Genomic DNA, 15,196 nt, shown 5'->3' on the forward strand with positions numbered 1-15,196 from the left:
CGGCCTGTTCGCCGCCGTGCCCGCCCGTGCGGCGGCGAACGGGGGAAGGATCCTTCCCAGGAAGAGGCTCGTCCTGTCGGTACCGGTCACCGGGTCGCAGAGTGGAGTCATCGAGACGACACGAGCGAGCAGAGGACAGCACATGGAGGACATCGAGTTCCGCAACGCCACCGTCACCCTGGCGGGCACCCTGTATCTGCCCGCGGAGTTCTCCGAGGACGGCACCTACCCGGCCATCGTCGCCGTGCACCCTGGCGGCGGTGTCAAAGAGCAGACGGCGGGACTGTACGCGGAGGAACTCGCGGCCCAGGGCTTCGTCACCCTGGCCTTCGATGCCTCGCACCAGGGCGAGAGCGGCGGGCTGCCCCGGCACCTGGAGGACCCGTCGGCCCGCGTGGCCGACATTCGTGCCGCCGTCGACTACTTGTCCACCCTGCACTACGTGGACGCGGACCGGATCGGCGCGTTCGGTGTGTGCGCGGGCGGCGGGTACGCGATCAACGCGACCATGACCGACCGCCGGATCAAGGCTGTCGGCGCCGTCAGCCCGGTCGACATCGGCGCGACCTTCCGCAACGGCTGGGACGGCTGCGCGCCGGTCGAGACCCAGATCGCCACCCTGGACGCGGTGGCCGCGCAGCGGGCCGCCGAGGCCGCCGGTGGGAAGGTCGCCGAGATCAACTACGTCCCCGAGACCGTGGACGAGACCACTCCCGCCGACCTGGTCGAGGCGCACGACTACTACCGCACGCCACGCTGTCAGCACCCCAACTCCGACAACCGGATGCTGTTCACCGCCAGCGTGCCCCGCATCTTCGCCTTCGACGCCTTTCACCGCGCCGAGGAACTCCTCGACCGGCCGGTCCTGCTGGTCGCGGGCACCGCGGCGGGGTCGCTGTGGCAGGCCGAGAACCTGCACAAGCGACTGCCGGAGACCACCGCGCTGGTCCTCGTCGATGGCGCTGGCCACGTGGGCCTCTACGACAAGCCCGAATACGTCGACCAGGCGGTCGCCGCGCTGACACCGTTCTTCACCGAAAAGCTCTGACCGCAGCCGCGATTCGCGGGCCCGGCATCGCTGACGCGGTACCGGGCCCGCGGCCTTGTCCGGGGCGGCAGCACCGCTGGTCTGCCGACGGCCCGGCGGTCGCCGTTCGGAGCACGAGATGCCGGTCGAAACGCAGGGAGGCCGGCGTGTCCACGACTGCGGTCAGCAACGTCGTGGTGATCACCCAGGAGGGCGAGTCGGGTCCGGCGTGCAGGGTCCCCGGCAGCCGCGCAGGCTGCGGGCCGGCGGTGGTCGGCACAGCAGCGGGTCCGAGGCCCGGTAGCTCCACAGAGTAGTAGGTCAGGTGCGGTCGGAGACCGGGTCTGACCTGCTTTCTGCCTTCTTACCTGCGTTTACCGCCCGTTTGCTCCGGGCGGGACGGCCGCTTCGCCGTACGTGATCATGCGTTCCGCGCGGCGCGCTTTGAGGAAGGCGCCCAGGCGGTCATGGGCGTGTTCCGTCCTCGGGCTCGGAGCTCGGTGTCCCGGACCCCGAGCCCGGTCGGCGCTCAGGACAGGACGACTGCCCGGGCGCCGTTCTCGCCTGCGCAGTATTCGACCGCTTTGCCGATGTCGCCGAAGTCGAAGGTCTCGGTGACCAACTGGTCCAGTAAGAGCGCGCCCCGCTGGTAGAGCTCGACGAGCTGGGGGATGTCGCGTTTGACGTGCGCCGAGCCGTACAGGCAACCCTTGACGGTCTTGCCGGACATGACGACGTTGTTGAAGACCTCGCTGACAGCGACGCCCGGTCCGGCGCCGACGAGGACGGCGGTGCCGCCGCGGCGGGCCATGGCGACGGCTTGATCGACGGTTTCCTGCCGGCCCGCTACTTCGATCACGACGTCGGCGCCGCGGCGCCCGGTGAGCTGCTGCACCTTCTTGACCACGTCGGGTCCTGCGGTGAGGGTGTGGGTGGCGCCGAGTTCGGTGGCCAGTGCGAGCCGGTCGGTGTGGACGTCGATGGCGATGATGGTGGTGGCGCCGGCGATCCGGGCGCCTTGGACGGCGTTGAGTCCGACGCCGCCGCAGCCGATGACCGCGACCGCGTCGCCCACCCGGACGCCGCCGGTCTTCACCGCGGCACCGAATCCGGTGAGCACACCGCAGCCGAGCAGTGCCGCCGAAGCGATGGGTACCCGGTCGGAGATCCGGATGGCCGCCCCGGCGGGGACGACGGTGCGCTGGGAGAAGGTGCCCAGTCCACAGAACTGGCGCACCGGTGTGCCGTCGAGGCTCATCCTGGTGCTGCCGTCGGGCAGGATGTGGGCGCCGAGCATGGTGCGCGGCCGACCGCACAGGTGCTGTTCGGCACGCTGGCAGTAGTAGCAGGTGCCGCAGCTCGCCAGCCATGACAGCACCACGTGGTCGCCGACCGAGAGGTTCTCGACACCGGCGCCGACGGCGGTGACGATGCCCGCGCCCTCGTGCCCGAGTACCAACGGTAGCGGCGCGGGGAGTTTCCCGGAGAAGACGCCGACATCGGAATGACAGATGCCGGTCGCCTTCACATCGACGGTGACCTCACCGGAACCGGGGTCGGCGATGTCGAGGTCGGCGAGCCGTAGTGGTGCGCCTGCCTGTTCGAACAGTGCTGCTCGTGTCATGGGTTCGTCTCCGTGGTTGTGGTCTGTCCGTAGGTGTCGCGCAGAACGTTCTTGAGGACCTTGCCGTTGGCGTTGCGGGGCAACTCGTCGACGAAGTAGAAGTGTTTGGGGACTTTGTATTTGGCCAGGTGTTCGCCCAGCCAGGACCGGAGCTCCGCCACGTCGATGGCGCTGCCCTGCGCTGCGACGATCAGCGCCGCGCCGACCTCGACGTAGCGTTCGTCCGCGACCCCGATGACCGCGGCGTCGGCGATGTCGGCATGTCCGGTGAGCACCATCTCGATCTCGGCGGGGTAGACGTTCTCCCCACCGCTGCGGTACATGTCCTTGGCTCGTCCGGCGATGGTGAGGAAGCCGTCGGCGTCGACGCGGCCGAGGTCGCCGGAGTGGCACCAGCCGTCGACGAAGGTGGCGCGGTTGTCCTCGGGGCGGTTCCAATAGCCGATGCTCACCCCGCCGCTGCGGACGCAGATCTCGCCGACCTCGTCGAGGTCGGTGGGTGAGCCGTCGGGGCGGATGACCTTGATCTCGGTCATCGCCTGGGGCGTGCCGATGCTGCTCTCGTGGCCGCGGGCGACATCGAATTCCAGGCTGGTGCTCACCGCGCCACCTTCGGTGAGGCTATAGGACTGGACGAGTTCGACGCCGGGTAGCCGGTTGTCGAGTTCGTCGTAGACCCAGGGCATGACGATGTCACCGCCGGTGACGATGCGCCGTAGGGTCTGCGGCACCAGGTGGGTGATGTCTTCGCCGCTGCGTAGCAGGTCGAACAGCATGAACGGGTAGAGCAACATGTCGGTGGCGTTGTGCTGGTCGCCGACGCGGAGGAAGTTCTCGAGGGTGAAACTGCCCGACGGGAAGGCGATGGCGGTGCCGTGGGTGAGCAGGGCGGGAAGCAACAGGACCTCGAATCCGCCGGCGTGGAACAGCGGTCCGCTGGTCTGAGACACAGTGGAGCTGTCGATCCGCCAGCGCTGGGCCTGGATCGAGCCGATCCACAGGGCGTTGCCGTGCGAGAACAGGGCGCCCTTGGGGCGTCCGGTGGTCCCCGACGAATACATCAGCGACACCGGGTCTTCGGGGGAGACGACGGGAAAGCCGGTCGCGTCCGATTCCTCGGCGGTGAAGACCGACAGTGGCGTGGCTCCGTCGAGTGCTCCGGGCTCGCCGCGCACGACGTAGGTACCGACGGTGACGCCGTCGCGGATGGCCGCCACGAGGGCGGCGAACTCGGCGTCGAGCACGAGCACCCCGGGGACGGAGTCGTTGAGCGCGAACTGCAGTTCCGGTGCGGTGAGCCGCCAGTTGAGGCGTACCGCGATCGCGCCGACGCGCCCGATCGCCAGGTAGAGCGCGACGTAGTCGGTGGAGTTGCGCAGCAGCAGTCCGACCCGGTCGCCCTTGCGCACTCCCGCCTGCTGCAGGGCCCGTGCGTAGCGTAGTTCGGTGGCGCGCAGGTCGAGCCAGCTCAGTGCGGCTTCTCCGCCGAGTGCGACAGCGGGGCGGTGGGGGTCGACCGCGGGCATCTGGGCGGCGATCGCGTCGGTGATGAAGTTCAGGCTCAGCGCCATGGGGTGCTCCGGTGAGTGAGGCGGCAGTGACTCATTCGGTGTGTTCCTTGTCTGTCAGAGGATCGCTCCAGTGGCGCGAAGAGCATCGATGTCCGGTGGGTCGAAGCCCCAGTCGATGAGTGCGCGTGAGGTATTCGCTCCGGCGGGGACCGCGGGGCCCTGCACGGCACCGGGTGTCCGGCTGAATCGCGGTGCGGGGGCAGGCTGGAGGACCCCGTCCACCGGGACGAAACTGTTTCGTGCCCTGGCGTGTTCGTGTCGCAGGGCTTCGTCCAGGTCGAGGACCGGGGTGGTGCAGGCTTCGCGTCCGGCGAAGGCGGCTTCCCACTCCATGCGGGTTCGGGTGCCGAAGACGGCCGCGAGCCTGATACGCAACCGTGGCCATTGCGTGCGGTCCCATTGGATGTCGGCGAGTTCTGGTTCGAGCCCGAGCACATCGAGGAGTTCGGCGAAGAAGGCGGCCTCGATCGCGCCGACTGCCATCCAGCCGCCGTCTGCGGTCTCGTACACGGTGTAGAACGAGGCGCCACCGTCGAGCATGTTGGTTCCGCGCTCGAGTCCGTGCATCCCCACTTGTCGCTGTCCGTAGAAGACACCGCCCAGCAGAGCGATCCCGTCCACCATGGCGGCGTCGACCACCTGACCGCGGCCGCTGCCGCGCGCTTCCCACAGCGCCGACAGCAAACCCATCGCCAGCATGAGTCCACCACCGGCGTAGTCGCCGAGCAGATTCAGCGGGATCGCCGGGGGGCCGCCCGCCGGACCCATGGCCGCCAGCAGACCGGACAGCGACAGGTAGTGCAGATCGTGGCCGGCGGTTCGGCTCAGTGGTCCGTCCTGTCCCCAACCCGTCGCTCGGCCATAGACCAAGCGAGGGTTGCGGGCCAGGCAGTCCTCGGGTCCGACGCCGAGGCGCTCGGTGACCCCGGGCCGGTTGCCCTCCAGGAGCGCATCTGACCGTTCGACCAGACGCAGCATGGTGTCCACGCCGTCGGGATGTTTGAGATCCACGGCGACCGAGCGCCGCCCGCGCCGGTCTGGCCACCGTGGGCGCCGGTGACCCGGCCGTCGCTTACGGCGAGCTCGCCGCGGCGTTCCGGATCGACTTTCCCGAGGAGTACCGGCTCGACCGCCAGATCGAAGCCATCGGCTACACCACCCGCGATGTCCGCCGGGTCGTGTTGTCGCATATGCACTTCGACCACACCGGCGGACTCGATCTCTTCCCGCACGCGCAGGGCTTCATCGGCGCCGGTGAACTGCGTTACGCCAAGACGCCCTCGAACCTCGACGCGGCCTTCTTCCGGGAGGACGACATCGCGGCGGCGCAGAAGATTGCCTGGAACGAGGTTCCCGCAGGCTACGACCACGACCTCTTCGGTGACGGCAGCATCACCCTGCTCTCGCTGCACGGGCACACCCCCGGCACGCTCGGTCTGAAACTGCGCATGCCCGACGACAGCACGCTCGTGCTCACCAGCGACGCGGCGCACAAGTGGGACAACGTCGACCTGACCATCGGCATGCCGTTCGATGTCGACCGGCCGAACAAGCACAGCTCCTTGCAGAAGATCAAACTACTGGCCACCCAGCCCGGAACAACCGTCTGGATCAGCCACGATCCGACCGACTGGGCCGAGCTGCGCGCGGGCGGTGCGGAGATCACCAGCGCCACTTCGCTGCGCGGTCCCGCCGAACACGTGGTGACGGCGTGAAAACGCTGGCAGCAGTGATCGATGCGGGAAGCACCGAGCTCGAGCTGCGCGAGCTGGAGGTCGACGAGCCCGGCTTCGGCGAGGTCCACGTCCGGTTCGTCGCTTCGGGCCTGTGCCAATCGGACTATCACTTCATCGACGGTGTCCTGGGCCCGCTGGTCGATGTGCATCACGAGACGAGATCCTGAAGCTGGCTGGACTACCCTGACCCCGGCCGAGTACGAAGCCGCGTACTACGCTCAAAACTTGCCACGCCGACCGGCGCTGGTCTGAAACCGAAGCCGGCCCTTTACCCGTGACGGTTCACGCGGTAGCGGGCGTGCCAGGTGCCGGTGAGCCGCCAAATGGGATCACAGAGTCCGTGAGATCAGTTCTTTCATGATTTCGTTGGTGCCACCGTAGATCTTCTGGACGCGCGCAGCGGCATACATCTGGGCGATCGGGTATTCCATGATGTAGCCGTAGCCGCCGAAGACTTGCAGGCAGCGGTCGACGATCTCGCACTGCTTGTCGGTACCCCACAGCTTCGCCATCGACGCGGTGGTCGCATCGAGTGTGCCGTCGATGTGGCGCTGGATGCAGTGGTCCATCAGTGTCTTGCCGGCCAGCACTTCTGTCTTGCACTCGGCCAGAAGGAATTTCGTGTTCTGAAAGTTGAAGACCGACTGTCCGAAGGCATGGCGTTCCTTGGCGTATCGGATCGTCTCGGCGACGGCGGCCTCGGCCATCGCGACACCGGCGATGCCGATGATCAGCCGTTCGCGTTGCAGTTGGTTCATCAGTTGGACGAAACCCTGCCCTTCGACTTCGCCGAGGAGGTTGGCCGCGGGTACACGCATATCGACGAAAGACAGTTCGCGCGTGTCCTGTCCATGCTGGCCTATCTTGTGCAACACGCGGCCACGCTCGAACCCGGGCAGATCCTGTGTCTCCGCGACGAGCAGCGAAAGGCCCTTGGCGCCTTGGGACGGGTCGGTCTTGACGACGATGACCAGCAGGTCGCAATGCGAGGCGTTGGAGATGAACGTCTTCGACCCGTTGACCACGTAGTCGTCGCCGTCGCGCACCGCGGTGGTGCGCACCGACTGCAGGTCCGAGCCCGTGCCGGGCTCGGTCATGGCGATGGCGAGGACATTGTCCCCGCTCGCGCACTTCGGCAGCCAGCGCTGCTTCTGTTCTTCGGTGGCGTAGGTCGCGATGTAGTGCGCGACGATCGTCGAGTGCACGGAGAACGCGAACGCGGTGTCGTGCGCGTAGACGAGTTCCTGCTGGACGATCGCTTCGTGCCCGAAGTTTCCGCCGCCTCCGCCGTACTCTTCGGGCAGGTCGAGGCACAGTAGACCCGCCGCGCCGGCTTTCGTCCAGAACTCGCGGTCGACCTGGTGTTGCGCTGCCCATCGCTCCTGGTTGGGTGTGGCTTCCTTGCGGAAGAACTCGGCGGCGTGTGCTCGCAGCAATGCCTGGTCGTCGGTCTCCCAGGGAGATCGGTACGTGGGAAACAGTTCACTCATGGCGGATCTACTTTCCGGTGAATACAGGTGCGCGCTTGGCGAGAAATGCCGCTTGTCCTTCGCGGCTGTCAGCGGAATGGATGGCGACGTGGAAGTTGCGCTTCTCGTGTTCGAGACCTTGCGCCAACGAGGTTTCGAGGGCCTGCACCGCGGCGTCCTTGGCCAGCGCCACAGCGAGCGGCGAATTCGCTGCGATCCGGGTGGCCATCGCTGTGGCGACGGCAAGCGCGTCGCCGTCGGGAACGATCTCGGCGATGATGCCCGCGTGGTATGCCCACTCGGCGGAGCGGAGCTCGCCCGTGAGCAGCATCGCCATCGCCTTGGGCTTGCCCGCGGCGTGGATGAGCCGCTGCGTGCCGCCACCTCCGGGTATCACGCCGAGCTTGACTTCCGGAACGCCGAACTTCGCGGACTCACCCGCGATGACGAAATCACAGGCCAGCGCCAACTCGCACCCACCGCCGAGAGCCAGCCCCTCGACCGCGGCGATCACCGGTTTCGGGAACCGGCCGAGCTCGGCCCAGATGGCGCCACCGGTGGCGGCGCGGTTCCCGAGCAGGCCATCATTTCTGATGGCGTCGAAGGCGGTGATGTCGGCACCCGCGCAGAACGTTCCCTGCGCACCTGTGAGGATGACGGCACGGACCGAGTCGTCGTGGCGTATCGCATGGAGTTCGGAATTCAGCGCGGTGAGCACGGCTTCGTTCAGGCTGTTGCGGGCAGCGGGCCGGTTGATCTCGAGAACGACGACGTGACCGTCGCGGCTCGAACGCAGGGGTGCCTGGGCGGTGGTCATCGCGACGCTCCGTAGAGGGAGCTGTGCGCGGCCCGCATGGTCTTCTTGTCCAGTTTTCCGACGCTGGTGCGGGGCAGGCTGTCCAGATAGAGGACTGTGTCGGGCAGTTGCCACCTCGCGAACGCGCTCGCGAGCAGGTCGTGGATCTCGGCGAGGGGGAGCTCCTGCCCGTCGGCGGTCACGACAAGGGCGACGGGGCGTTCTTGCCACTTCGGGTGTGGCACACCGATGACGGCAGCTTCGGCGATCTTCGGATGCGCCAGCAGGGCGTTTTCCATGTCGATGGAGGAGATCCATTCGCCGCCGCTTTTGATGACATCTTTGAGGCGGTCGGTGAGTTTGAGGTAGCCCCGTTCGTCGATGGTGCCGACGTCGCCGCTTCGCCACCACCCGTCGATGAACCGATCGGCATCGTCGTCGAGCTTGAAGTAGCGCTCGATGATCCACGGTCCGCGAAACAGAATCTCGCCCGCCGAGTGGCCGTCGTGCGGCAAGTCATTGCCTTCGTCGTCGACGATCCTGACGTCGATCCCGGTGACCGGCAAGCCCTGGCAGCGCTTGAGATCCCACTTCTGCTCGTCGGTGAGGGTGTCCCCCAGCGTGGGTTTGGTCCCCGCGTTGACGGTAACAAGCGGGGTCGTCTCGGTAGCGCCGTAGGCGTGGATGATGTCGGCGCCGGTGAGATCGTGGAACCCACGCATCAGCGACAACGCAGGCTCGGTCGCCCCGGAAAGCAGCCGGGCGCGGCGGAAGTCGGGCTTGGTGTCGAGAGTCTTGATGTAGTCGAGCATGGGCTGGAAGATCGCTGGAGCGCCGTTGGCCACCGTGACCTGCTCAGCGATCATCGCGTCGACGAGGACTGAGGTGTCTTCGGCGACATACCGGCCGGGGAGCACGACCTTGGCAGCGGCATAGACCGCGCCTTGCGGTAGACCCCAGGACTGCCCATGAAACATCGGCGTGATCAGCATCGCCGCGTCGTCGGCGCTCAATGCCAGCCTGGCGGCCATCGCCATGCTGTGCAAGTAGATCCCGCGATGCGAGTAGTACACCCCTTTGGGACGACCCGTCGTGCCGGTCGTGTAACACGCGCTGTAGGCCGAGTTCTCGTCGACCATCGGCCACTCGATGTCGAATTCCGCGGTGGCCATCAAGCTTTCGAAATGGCGGACATTCGGCAGCGACGTCGAGATCTCGTCGAGCGGGCGATCTGACATCACCACCCAGGTGCGGACATCGGATGCGTGCTCCGCGATCGCTTCGGCGACGTGGAGCAAGCTCTCGTCGACCAGGACGACCGACGCGTTGCTGTGCGCGGTGACATAGCCGAGGTCGTCGGCTCCCAGTCGCAGGTTCATCTGCAGCATCACGGCCGCGAGGCCAGGAATTGCCCAGTACAGCTCGAAGTGCCGCTTGCTGTTCCAATCGAGAATGCCGACCACGTCCGCGGGCCCGACACCGAGCTTGCGCAAGACGTTTGCGGCCTGCCCGATGCGGCGGTACGCGTCGAGGTAGCTGTATCGGTCCCACCCTCCGGCTGAGGTACGGAACACGATCTCCTGTTCGGGATAGGTGCGCGCCGCGTGCCGGATGAGGGTTGTGGTGTTGAGCTGGTAATGGTCACCGTGCGTGGATGGCAGTCCGCTGACGATCTCGTAGGTCATGGCTTCCTCAGATGCGTTCGATGATGGTGGTATTCGCGGTTCCGGTGGCTTCGCAGATCGTCTGAAGGCCGAGCTGCTTGCCTGTTCGTTCGAGTTCGGTCAGCAAGTCGGTGAGCATTCGGGCGCCGGTCGAACCCAGCGGGTGGCCGATGGCGATCGAGCCGCCGTTGACGTTGAGCTTGTGGTCGGGAACTCCGAACTCCCGCTGGAACATCAGTGGCACACCGGCGAAGGCCTCGTTGACTTCGAACAGGTCGATGTCCGCCACGGCCAGACCGCTGCGGTGCAGCGCTCGGTGGGTGGCGTCGAGGACGGCGCTGAACTGCAGGACGGGGTCTGCCGCGGCCACCGAGAGCGCGCGGAATCGGGCGCGCGGGGTGAGACCGTGGCGCTCGGCGTACTCGCGGTCGGCGATCAGCAGGGCTGCGGCTCCATCGCTCAGCTGTGACGAGTTCGCGGCGGTGGTCCGTCCGTCGGCGCCGAACACCGGCGGTAACCCCGCCATCTTGTCGAGGTCGACGTGTGCCCGAATACCTTCGTCCGCCTCGATGGTCGGACCGTTCGGGTCGGTGGGGTCGGCAGCGATCGAAATCATCTGGTCCCGAAACTTCCCGGCTGCCGTCGCGGCCAGCGCTCGGGTGTGGCTTCGGGCACTGTACGCGTCCAGCGCTTCACGGCTGAGATCGAACTTCTCGTTCATCAGTTCCGACGACGGTCCCTGCGCCATCAGGCGGCCCTCGTAGCGGTCGAGTTCCCGCGGGCTGTACTGCGGGCCCAACGGGGCGCCGGGTTGGAACGATGCGGGCATCGGCACCCGCGACATGGACTCGACACCGCATGCGATCACCAGGTCGTGCGAACCCGCCATCACTGCCTGGGCGGCGAAGCTCACGGCCTGTTGTCCAGAACCGCATTGCCGGTCGATCGTCACGGCGGGCACGGACTCGGGAAACCCCGCCGCGAGTACTGCGTGCCGTCCGAGATTGCCCGACTGTGCGTCGTGTTGAAGAACGCAGCCGGTGATGACGTCCTCGATTGCCGACGGATCGACGCCGGACCTGGCGACCAACTCTCGCAGCGTGTGCCCCAGAAGATCCACGGGGTGCCACCGGCTGAGCTTGCCGCCGCGGCGGCCGACCGGTGTGCGTACCGCGCCGACGATGACGGCTTCCCTACTGCTCATTTCTGTCTCCTTGCGCTTGATGGCGGATTCCGGCCAGGGGAATGTCGAGGTGAGCCGCGAGCTGTTCCCACTCGCGGGTGGGGCGGGTCAGAAAGACCTCGGCCAGTTCGTGTTCGGTTCCGCCCACGCCGAACGCCGCGCGAGCGCGCGACCAGAAATGCGGTTCCAGCGCGGCCAGGGCGACGTGTCCGTCGGAGCTGGCGTAGATCCCGTAGCCGGGGTGTGCCCCGCCGAGCGGCGCGCCCGCGCCCATGAGCCCATGTCGCACCGCCGCGCCCGCATCGGCGGCAGCCCTTTCCAGGACCACGTGCTCGTGGTGTCCCGCACCCGACTCGGCAGCCAGTCGCAGCGTGATCAACGCCGCCGAAACGGCACGCTCGGCCCCGAGCAGGTCGACAACGGGAACGGTCGGCATCGCCGGCGGCTGGAGAGTGCCGAATGCGGCCTGGTAAGTCAGGTCGTGGCCGGGCCGCTCTGCGTCGGTCCCGATGTGACCGACGATCTCCACATGGGAGAGGTGGGGGTATCTGGCGGTCGAGTCATCGAGTTCGAGTGTGGCCAGCGCGGACGGGCGCATCGCGGTGAGCAGGAGATCGGAGTCCGCGAAGACGCGCTCCGCCGCCGCTCGGTCCTCGGGGTCTTTGAGGTCGAGCGGCAGTACTTCCTGTCCGGCGCTGAGCTCGTCGTACCAGCGGGGGGCGACCGTGCGTAGTGGGTCGCCGGCCGGGGGCTCGATCTTGGTGACCGTCGCGCCCATGGCCTGCAATCGCGCTGCGGCGATCGGCCCCGGCAGGTTGACGGCGAGGGACACCAGACGCACCCCGTGCAGCGCCTTGTGCTGTGGCATACACAACTCCTCTCTCGCTATACGACTGTATGGCATCCGATGTGAATGTAAAGTCTTTTGGGTGAAGTGTATGCTTCCTGGCGACAGGAGGAGATAACCGTGATCGACCCCCGCGCCAGTGACGAGGACCTCACCGCGAAGGCCCGAATCCGCAACGCCGCGCTCGACCTGTATGCCGAACACGGTGAGGACCGGGTCTCGATGCGCGGCGTCGCCACAGCGGCCGGGGCGACGGTGGGGCTGGTGCAACACCACTTCAAAACCAAGGACGGGCTGCGCGCGGCCGTAGAGCAACTGGTTGTCGACTATTACGCTCTGGCGATCGCGGCAGTTCCCGACGTGGGTACACCTGCCGAGGTCGCCGCGCGCCGTGACGAATCGGTGCGGCGGATGCTCGAGACGCACCCGTCGGTGGTGAACTACATCCGGCGGACGGTGCTGGATCCACGAGGCTCGGGCCGGTTGCTCGAGCGGCTCACCGAGCTGAGCCGCAGCGAGGTGGTCAAATTGCGCGAGTCGGGTCTCGCGTCGACGAACCGCCCGGAATCGACCCAGATCATCGGACTGATGGTGCGCCAGTTCGGAACGCTGTTGCTACAGCCGATGATCGACGAAATGTGGGGATACCTCACCCGAGAGGACGCCTCGCCGCATGGTAAACCGACACTGTCGGTCACTGTAGGTTAGAGATCGCTCTGTGCGCGCGGGCATGATTGCGTCTGCCCCTCTCACTCGCCCGAATCGTGGCGGGCGCGCATGGACGCAGGTTCGATGCCTCGGCGGAGCACATCGAAAGATGGGAACGCACGCGAACTGGGGATTTGCTCACCTGGGGTTTTCTTCGTTCCTCAGCGTCTCGTTGTGATGCAAACACCCTGACCTGCGCAAATAACGCGCAGGCTGGCGTCCCCGGGGAGAGCGCCACCTTCGTCGCTGTCATGCCCGGCCTGGCGGCGAATTCTCCCGGAATGTACTCAGCATCATATATTGTGCGTTATTGTGAGCCGGATCGCACGACCGCCTGAGAGGTATCAGGAGTTTCCGGTCGCTGCGCGGTTGCGGTGTGGTCCCGAACCACGTCGCGCATTTCCCCGAGGAGGACGGCATGAGCCGTACTGTCCGGCACCCACGCAGTGGTCTGATCGTGGTGTTGCTCTGTTTCCTGACCATCGTGGCCGACGGCTACGATCTGATCGTCTACGGCGCGACCGTGCCCAGTCTGCTCGAGGAGCCCGGCTGGGGGATGACGACCGCGACCGCCGGCCTGATCGGCAGCTGGACGCTGTTCGGCCTCATGGTCGGCTTCCTGGTCGCCGGTCCGCTCACCGACCGAATCGGGCGGCGGCGGATCATGATGATCGGCGTGGCGTGGTTCTCGCTGGGCTGTGCGATTTGCGCGCTGGCCACCTCACCCGAATTCCTCGGCGCCGCACGGTTCATCACCGGCATCGGGCTCGGCGGCGTCGTCCCCTCGGCGGTCGCGCTGACCATGGAGTACGCACCGCGCGACCGCAGGCAGATCTACAACGGCCTGACCTTGACCGGCTACTCGGTCGGCGGCATCGTCGCCGCTCTGGTCGCCATCGCGCTGCTGCCCGACCACGGCTGGCGCGTTCTCTACGGCGTCGGCGCGCTGTGCGTGATCGTGCTGCCGGTCATGTACTTCTGGCTGCCGGAGTCGGTCAACTATCTGCTTGCCCGCGGCCGCGACGACGAGGCTCGCGAGCTGGCCGGCGCCTACGGCCTCGATCTGGGGGCGGCGCGGGCCGACCTGGGCGCCCGCGCGGCCGGACCCGCCGAGCGGCCGGCCGCGGGGTTCCGGGAACTGCTCACCGCCCGCTACCTGCCCGCTCTCGCGCTGTTCGTCCTGGTCTGCTTCTGCGCCCAGCTCATCGGCTACGGCCTCAACACCTGGCTGCCGCATCTGATGCGACAGGCAGGCTACGCGCTGGGCTCCTCGCTGCAGTTCCTGCTGGTGCTGCAGGTCGGCGCGGTGGCGGGCATGCTCGGTGGTTCGCTGCTTGCCGACCGCTTCGGATCCAAGCGAATCCTGGTGCCGTTCTTCCTGATCGGAGCGGTCTCGCTGCTGGTACTGAGCCGCAAGGCCGACACGGCCGTGCTCATGGCGGCCGTGGCCGGTGCGGGCCTCGGCTCCATCGGCAGCAGCTCCCTCACCTACGGATACATCGCCGCCTACTTCCCGGCCACATGCCGCGGCTCAGCCGTCGGCGCGGCGATGGGGCTCGGGCGCACCGGATCCATCCTGGGGCCGATGATGGGCGGCTGGATACTCGGTTCGGCGTTGAGCACCCAGTGGAACTACTACGCCTTCGCGGTCCCGGCGATCCTCGCCGCCGTCATCGTCCTGCTGGTGCCGCAGGCCGGAACCCGGGATTCCGGTGCAACAGCCGCGCCGGCGGTTCCGGCTCCGGGGCAGGCCGGAATCGCGCCGCGAGACGGAGCGACGGAACCGGCGCGCTGATATCCACCGGCTCCTGAACGGATCGCGATCATCGCGACACCGTAATGAGCCCGACCGTACGGCAATCCGAGCCGGTGGATCCCGACAACAGAGGATGCACCGGCCGGGTCCGCACACCGTGCCCGGCCGCGATGTCGCCGCAGCGTGCCCCGCGGAAAAGACGGGACGAGCGCCCGGGGTGCGGGTCAGTTCGGCGATCCGGCCCGGCGGATCGACCGCGTAGCGGGTTCAGGCGTCGGGCGTTGCGCTGACCGGGAGGTCCGGTCGGCGGGGCCGATAGTTGAGCCAGCGGTAGCGGTTGCGTTCCCGTGGGGTCATCCCGCCCCAGATGCCGTGTGGCTCGTTGGCTTCGACCGCGTAGTCGCGGCAATGGGTCAGAACCGGGCAGCCCTGGCAGATCTGCTTGGCCAGCAGGACTTTGCGTGGTTCGTTGCCGTTGTCGTAGAAGACGTCGACATCGTAGGCGCGGCAGGTGGCGTGGCGCTGCCACGCCCAGGACTCGGCCAGCGGCGGGGGCAGGATCAGGGGGAACTCGCGCACTGTCGTCTCCTGGGGCGCTCTGCAGGGTGTCAGGTACCCGCCAGCTGCCGGGCTCGCCGGCGGGCGGAGTCGGCGAGCTGCCGTTCCAGGGCGCTGTCGGGCCCGCCCGATCCGGCGAGATGGTCGTGCAGACGGGCCTTGGCCGCGTACCACGCGGCCGCGGCCTCCGCACCGGCGTCGCGCGCGGGTCTGGTCAGGCACAGGGCCGTCATCTCGATCAGCACGTTCATGTCCGC

At 67.4% G+C, this 15,196-nt stretch carries 15 protein-coding genes; 5 read left to right on the forward strand and 10 right to left on the reverse strand.

All coding sequences use genetic code 11. From position 1 onward, the window contains the following. Positions 1–142: 142 nt before the first annotated feature. Positions 143–1,048 (forward strand): alpha/beta hydrolase, encoded by a 906-nt coding sequence (locus ACWESM_RS10030; RefSeq protein ID WP_452491360.1) that lies wholly within the window; start codon positions 143–145, stop codon positions 1,046–1,048. A gap of 508 nt (positions 1,049–1,556) precedes the next feature. On the opposite strand, the gene ACWESM_RS10035 is transcribed toward ACWESM_RS10030, so the two are convergent. The 3 genes from ACWESM_RS10035 to ACWESM_RS10045 are packed head-to-tail and all read right to left on the reverse strand — an operon-like array spanning position 1,557 to position 5,233. Continuing rightward, entirely contained in the window at positions 1,557–2,651 is a 1,095-nt protein-coding gene (locus tag ACWESM_RS10035; protein WP_452491362.1) for a Zn-dependent alcohol dehydrogenase, read from the reverse strand. Continuing rightward, positions 2,648–4,222, reverse strand: coding sequence for a class I adenylate-forming enzyme family protein (locus ACWESM_RS10040; protein WP_452491364.1), 1,575 nt, complete (start codon positions 4,220–4,222; stop codon positions 2,648–2,650). Before ACWESM_RS10040 ends, ACWESM_RS10035 begins: the two co-directional genes overlap by 4 nt. A 54-nt stretch (positions 4,223–4,276) precedes the next feature. After that, a complete protein-coding gene (locus ACWESM_RS10045; protein WP_452491365.1) occupies positions 4,277–5,233 on the reverse strand; it encodes a CaiB/BaiF CoA transferase family protein in 957 nt (318 codons plus the stop codon). A gap of 35 nt (positions 5,234–5,268) precedes the next feature. Between ACWESM_RS10045 and ACWESM_RS10050 the strand changes: the two genes are divergently transcribed. Further along, positions 5,269–5,937, forward strand: coding sequence for an N-acyl homoserine lactonase family protein (locus tag ACWESM_RS10050; RefSeq protein ID WP_452491367.1), 669 nt, complete (start codon positions 5,269–5,271; stop codon positions 5,935–5,937). Continuing rightward, positions 5,934–6,125: a hypothetical protein gene (locus tag ACWESM_RS10055; protein ID WP_452491369.1), complete on the forward strand. Its 192-nt coding sequence runs from the start codon at positions 5,934–5,936 to the stop codon at positions 6,123–6,125. The genes ACWESM_RS10050 and ACWESM_RS10055 overlap by 4 nt, the downstream gene beginning before the upstream one ends. A 162-nt stretch (positions 6,126–6,287) precedes the next feature. Here the strand turns inward: ACWESM_RS10055 and ACWESM_RS10060 are convergent, their stop codons facing one another. The 5 genes from ACWESM_RS10060 to ACWESM_RS10080 are packed head-to-tail and all read right to left on the reverse strand — an operon-like array spanning position 6,288 to position 11,938. Further along, complete coding sequence (locus ACWESM_RS10060; RefSeq protein WP_452491370.1) at positions 6,288–7,448, reverse strand: acyl-CoA dehydrogenase family protein; 1,161 nt, start codon at positions 7,446–7,448, stop codon at positions 6,288–6,290. A gap of 7 nt (positions 7,449–7,455) precedes the next feature. Next, entirely contained in the window at positions 7,456–8,244 is a 789-nt protein-coding gene (locus tag ACWESM_RS10065) for an enoyl-CoA hydratase/isomerase family protein (RefSeq protein ID WP_452491372.1), read from the reverse strand. After that, entirely contained in the window at positions 8,241–9,908 is a 1,668-nt protein-coding gene (locus tag ACWESM_RS10070) for a long-chain-fatty-acid--CoA ligase (RefSeq protein WP_364436938.1), read from the reverse strand. The genes ACWESM_RS10065 and ACWESM_RS10070 overlap by 4 nt, the downstream gene beginning before the upstream one ends. Positions 9,909–9,915: 7 nt before the next feature. After that, the gene (locus tag ACWESM_RS10075; protein WP_452491373.1) at positions 9,916–11,091 is read right to left on the reverse strand and encodes a thiolase family protein; all 1,176 of its coding nucleotides are present in this window, start codon (positions 11,089–11,091) and stop codon (positions 9,916–9,918) included. Further along, entirely contained in the window at positions 11,081–11,938 is an 858-nt protein-coding gene (locus ACWESM_RS10080) for a CoA transferase (RefSeq protein ID WP_452491375.1), read from the reverse strand. The genes ACWESM_RS10075 and ACWESM_RS10080 overlap by 11 nt, the downstream gene beginning before the upstream one ends. Before the next feature lie 93 nt (positions 11,939–12,031). Here ACWESM_RS10080 and ACWESM_RS10085 point away from each other — a divergent pair, with 93 nt between their 5' ends. After that, positions 12,032–12,625, forward strand: a complete 594-nt coding sequence (locus ACWESM_RS10085) for a TetR/AcrR family transcriptional regulator (RefSeq protein WP_452491458.1) — start codon at positions 12,032–12,034, stop codon at positions 12,623–12,625. Positions 12,626–13,043: 418 nt separating this feature from the next. Beyond that, positions 13,044–14,420 carry an MFS transporter gene (locus ACWESM_RS10090; protein ID WP_364436947.1) on the forward strand — a complete coding sequence of 459 codons (1,377 nt, stop codon included), beginning with the start codon at positions 13,044–13,046 and terminating at the stop codon, positions 14,418–14,420. Positions 14,421–14,648: 228 nt separating this feature from the next. On the opposite strand, the gene ACWESM_RS10095 is transcribed toward ACWESM_RS10090, so the two are convergent. Together ACWESM_RS10095 and ACWESM_RS10100 are read right to left on the reverse strand one after the other, a co-directional pair. Then, positions 14,649–14,960 carry a WhiB family transcriptional regulator gene (locus tag ACWESM_RS10095; RefSeq protein WP_244892134.1) on the reverse strand — a complete coding sequence of 104 codons (312 nt, stop codon included), beginning with the start codon at positions 14,958–14,960 and terminating at the stop codon, positions 14,649–14,651. 29 nt (positions 14,961–14,989) lie between these two features. Beyond that, on the reverse strand, positions 14,990–15,190 hold the full coding sequence (locus ACWESM_RS10100; protein ID WP_067809778.1) for a hypothetical protein: 201 nt from the start codon (positions 15,188–15,190) through the stop codon (positions 14,990–14,992). Positions 15,191–15,196 lie beyond the last annotated feature (6 nt).

This window comes from Nocardia sp. NPDC003999 (assembly GCF_053604885.1).

What these genes read in the sequence shown, in the direction of transcription:
- ACWESM_RS10080 (WP_452491375.1), bottom strand. Translation starts at nt 11,938, where the DNA reads ATGCCACAGCACAAGGCGCTGCACGGGGTGCGTCTGGTGTCCCTCGCC.
- ACWESM_RS10075 (WP_452491373.1), bottom strand. Translation starts at nt 11,091, where the DNA reads ATGAGCAGTAGGGAAGCCGTCATCGTCGGCGCGGTACGCACACCGGTC.
- ACWESM_RS10065 (WP_452491372.1), bottom strand. Translation starts at nt 8,244, where the DNA reads ATGACCACCGCCCAGGCACCCCTGCGTTCGAGCCGCGACGGTCACGTC.
- ACWESM_RS10030 (WP_452491360.1), top strand. Translation starts at nt 143, where the DNA reads ATGGAGGACATCGAGTTCCGCAACGCCACCGTCACCCTGGCGGGCACC.
- ACWESM_RS10070 (WP_364436938.1), bottom strand. Translation starts at nt 9,908, where the DNA reads ATGACCTACGAGATCGTCAGCGGACTGCCATCCACGCACGGTGACCAT.
- ACWESM_RS10100 (WP_067809778.1), bottom strand. Translation starts at nt 15,190, where the DNA reads ATGAACGTGCTGATCGAGATGACGGCCCTGTGCCTGACCAGACCCGCG.
- ACWESM_RS10040 (WP_452491364.1), bottom strand. Translation starts at nt 4,222, where the DNA reads ATGGCGCTGAGCCTGAACTTCATCACCGACGCGATCGCCGCCCAGATG.
- ACWESM_RS10060 (WP_452491370.1), bottom strand. Translation starts at nt 7,448, where the DNA reads ATGAGTGAACTGTTTCCCACGTACCGATCTCCCTGGGAGACCGACGAC.
- ACWESM_RS10090 (WP_364436947.1), top strand. Translation starts at nt 13,044, where the DNA reads ATGAGCCGTACTGTCCGGCACCCACGCAGTGGTCTGATCGTGGTGTTG.
- ACWESM_RS10035 (WP_452491362.1), bottom strand. Translation starts at nt 2,651, where the DNA reads ATGACACGAGCAGCACTGTTCGAACAGGCAGGCGCACCACTACGGCTC.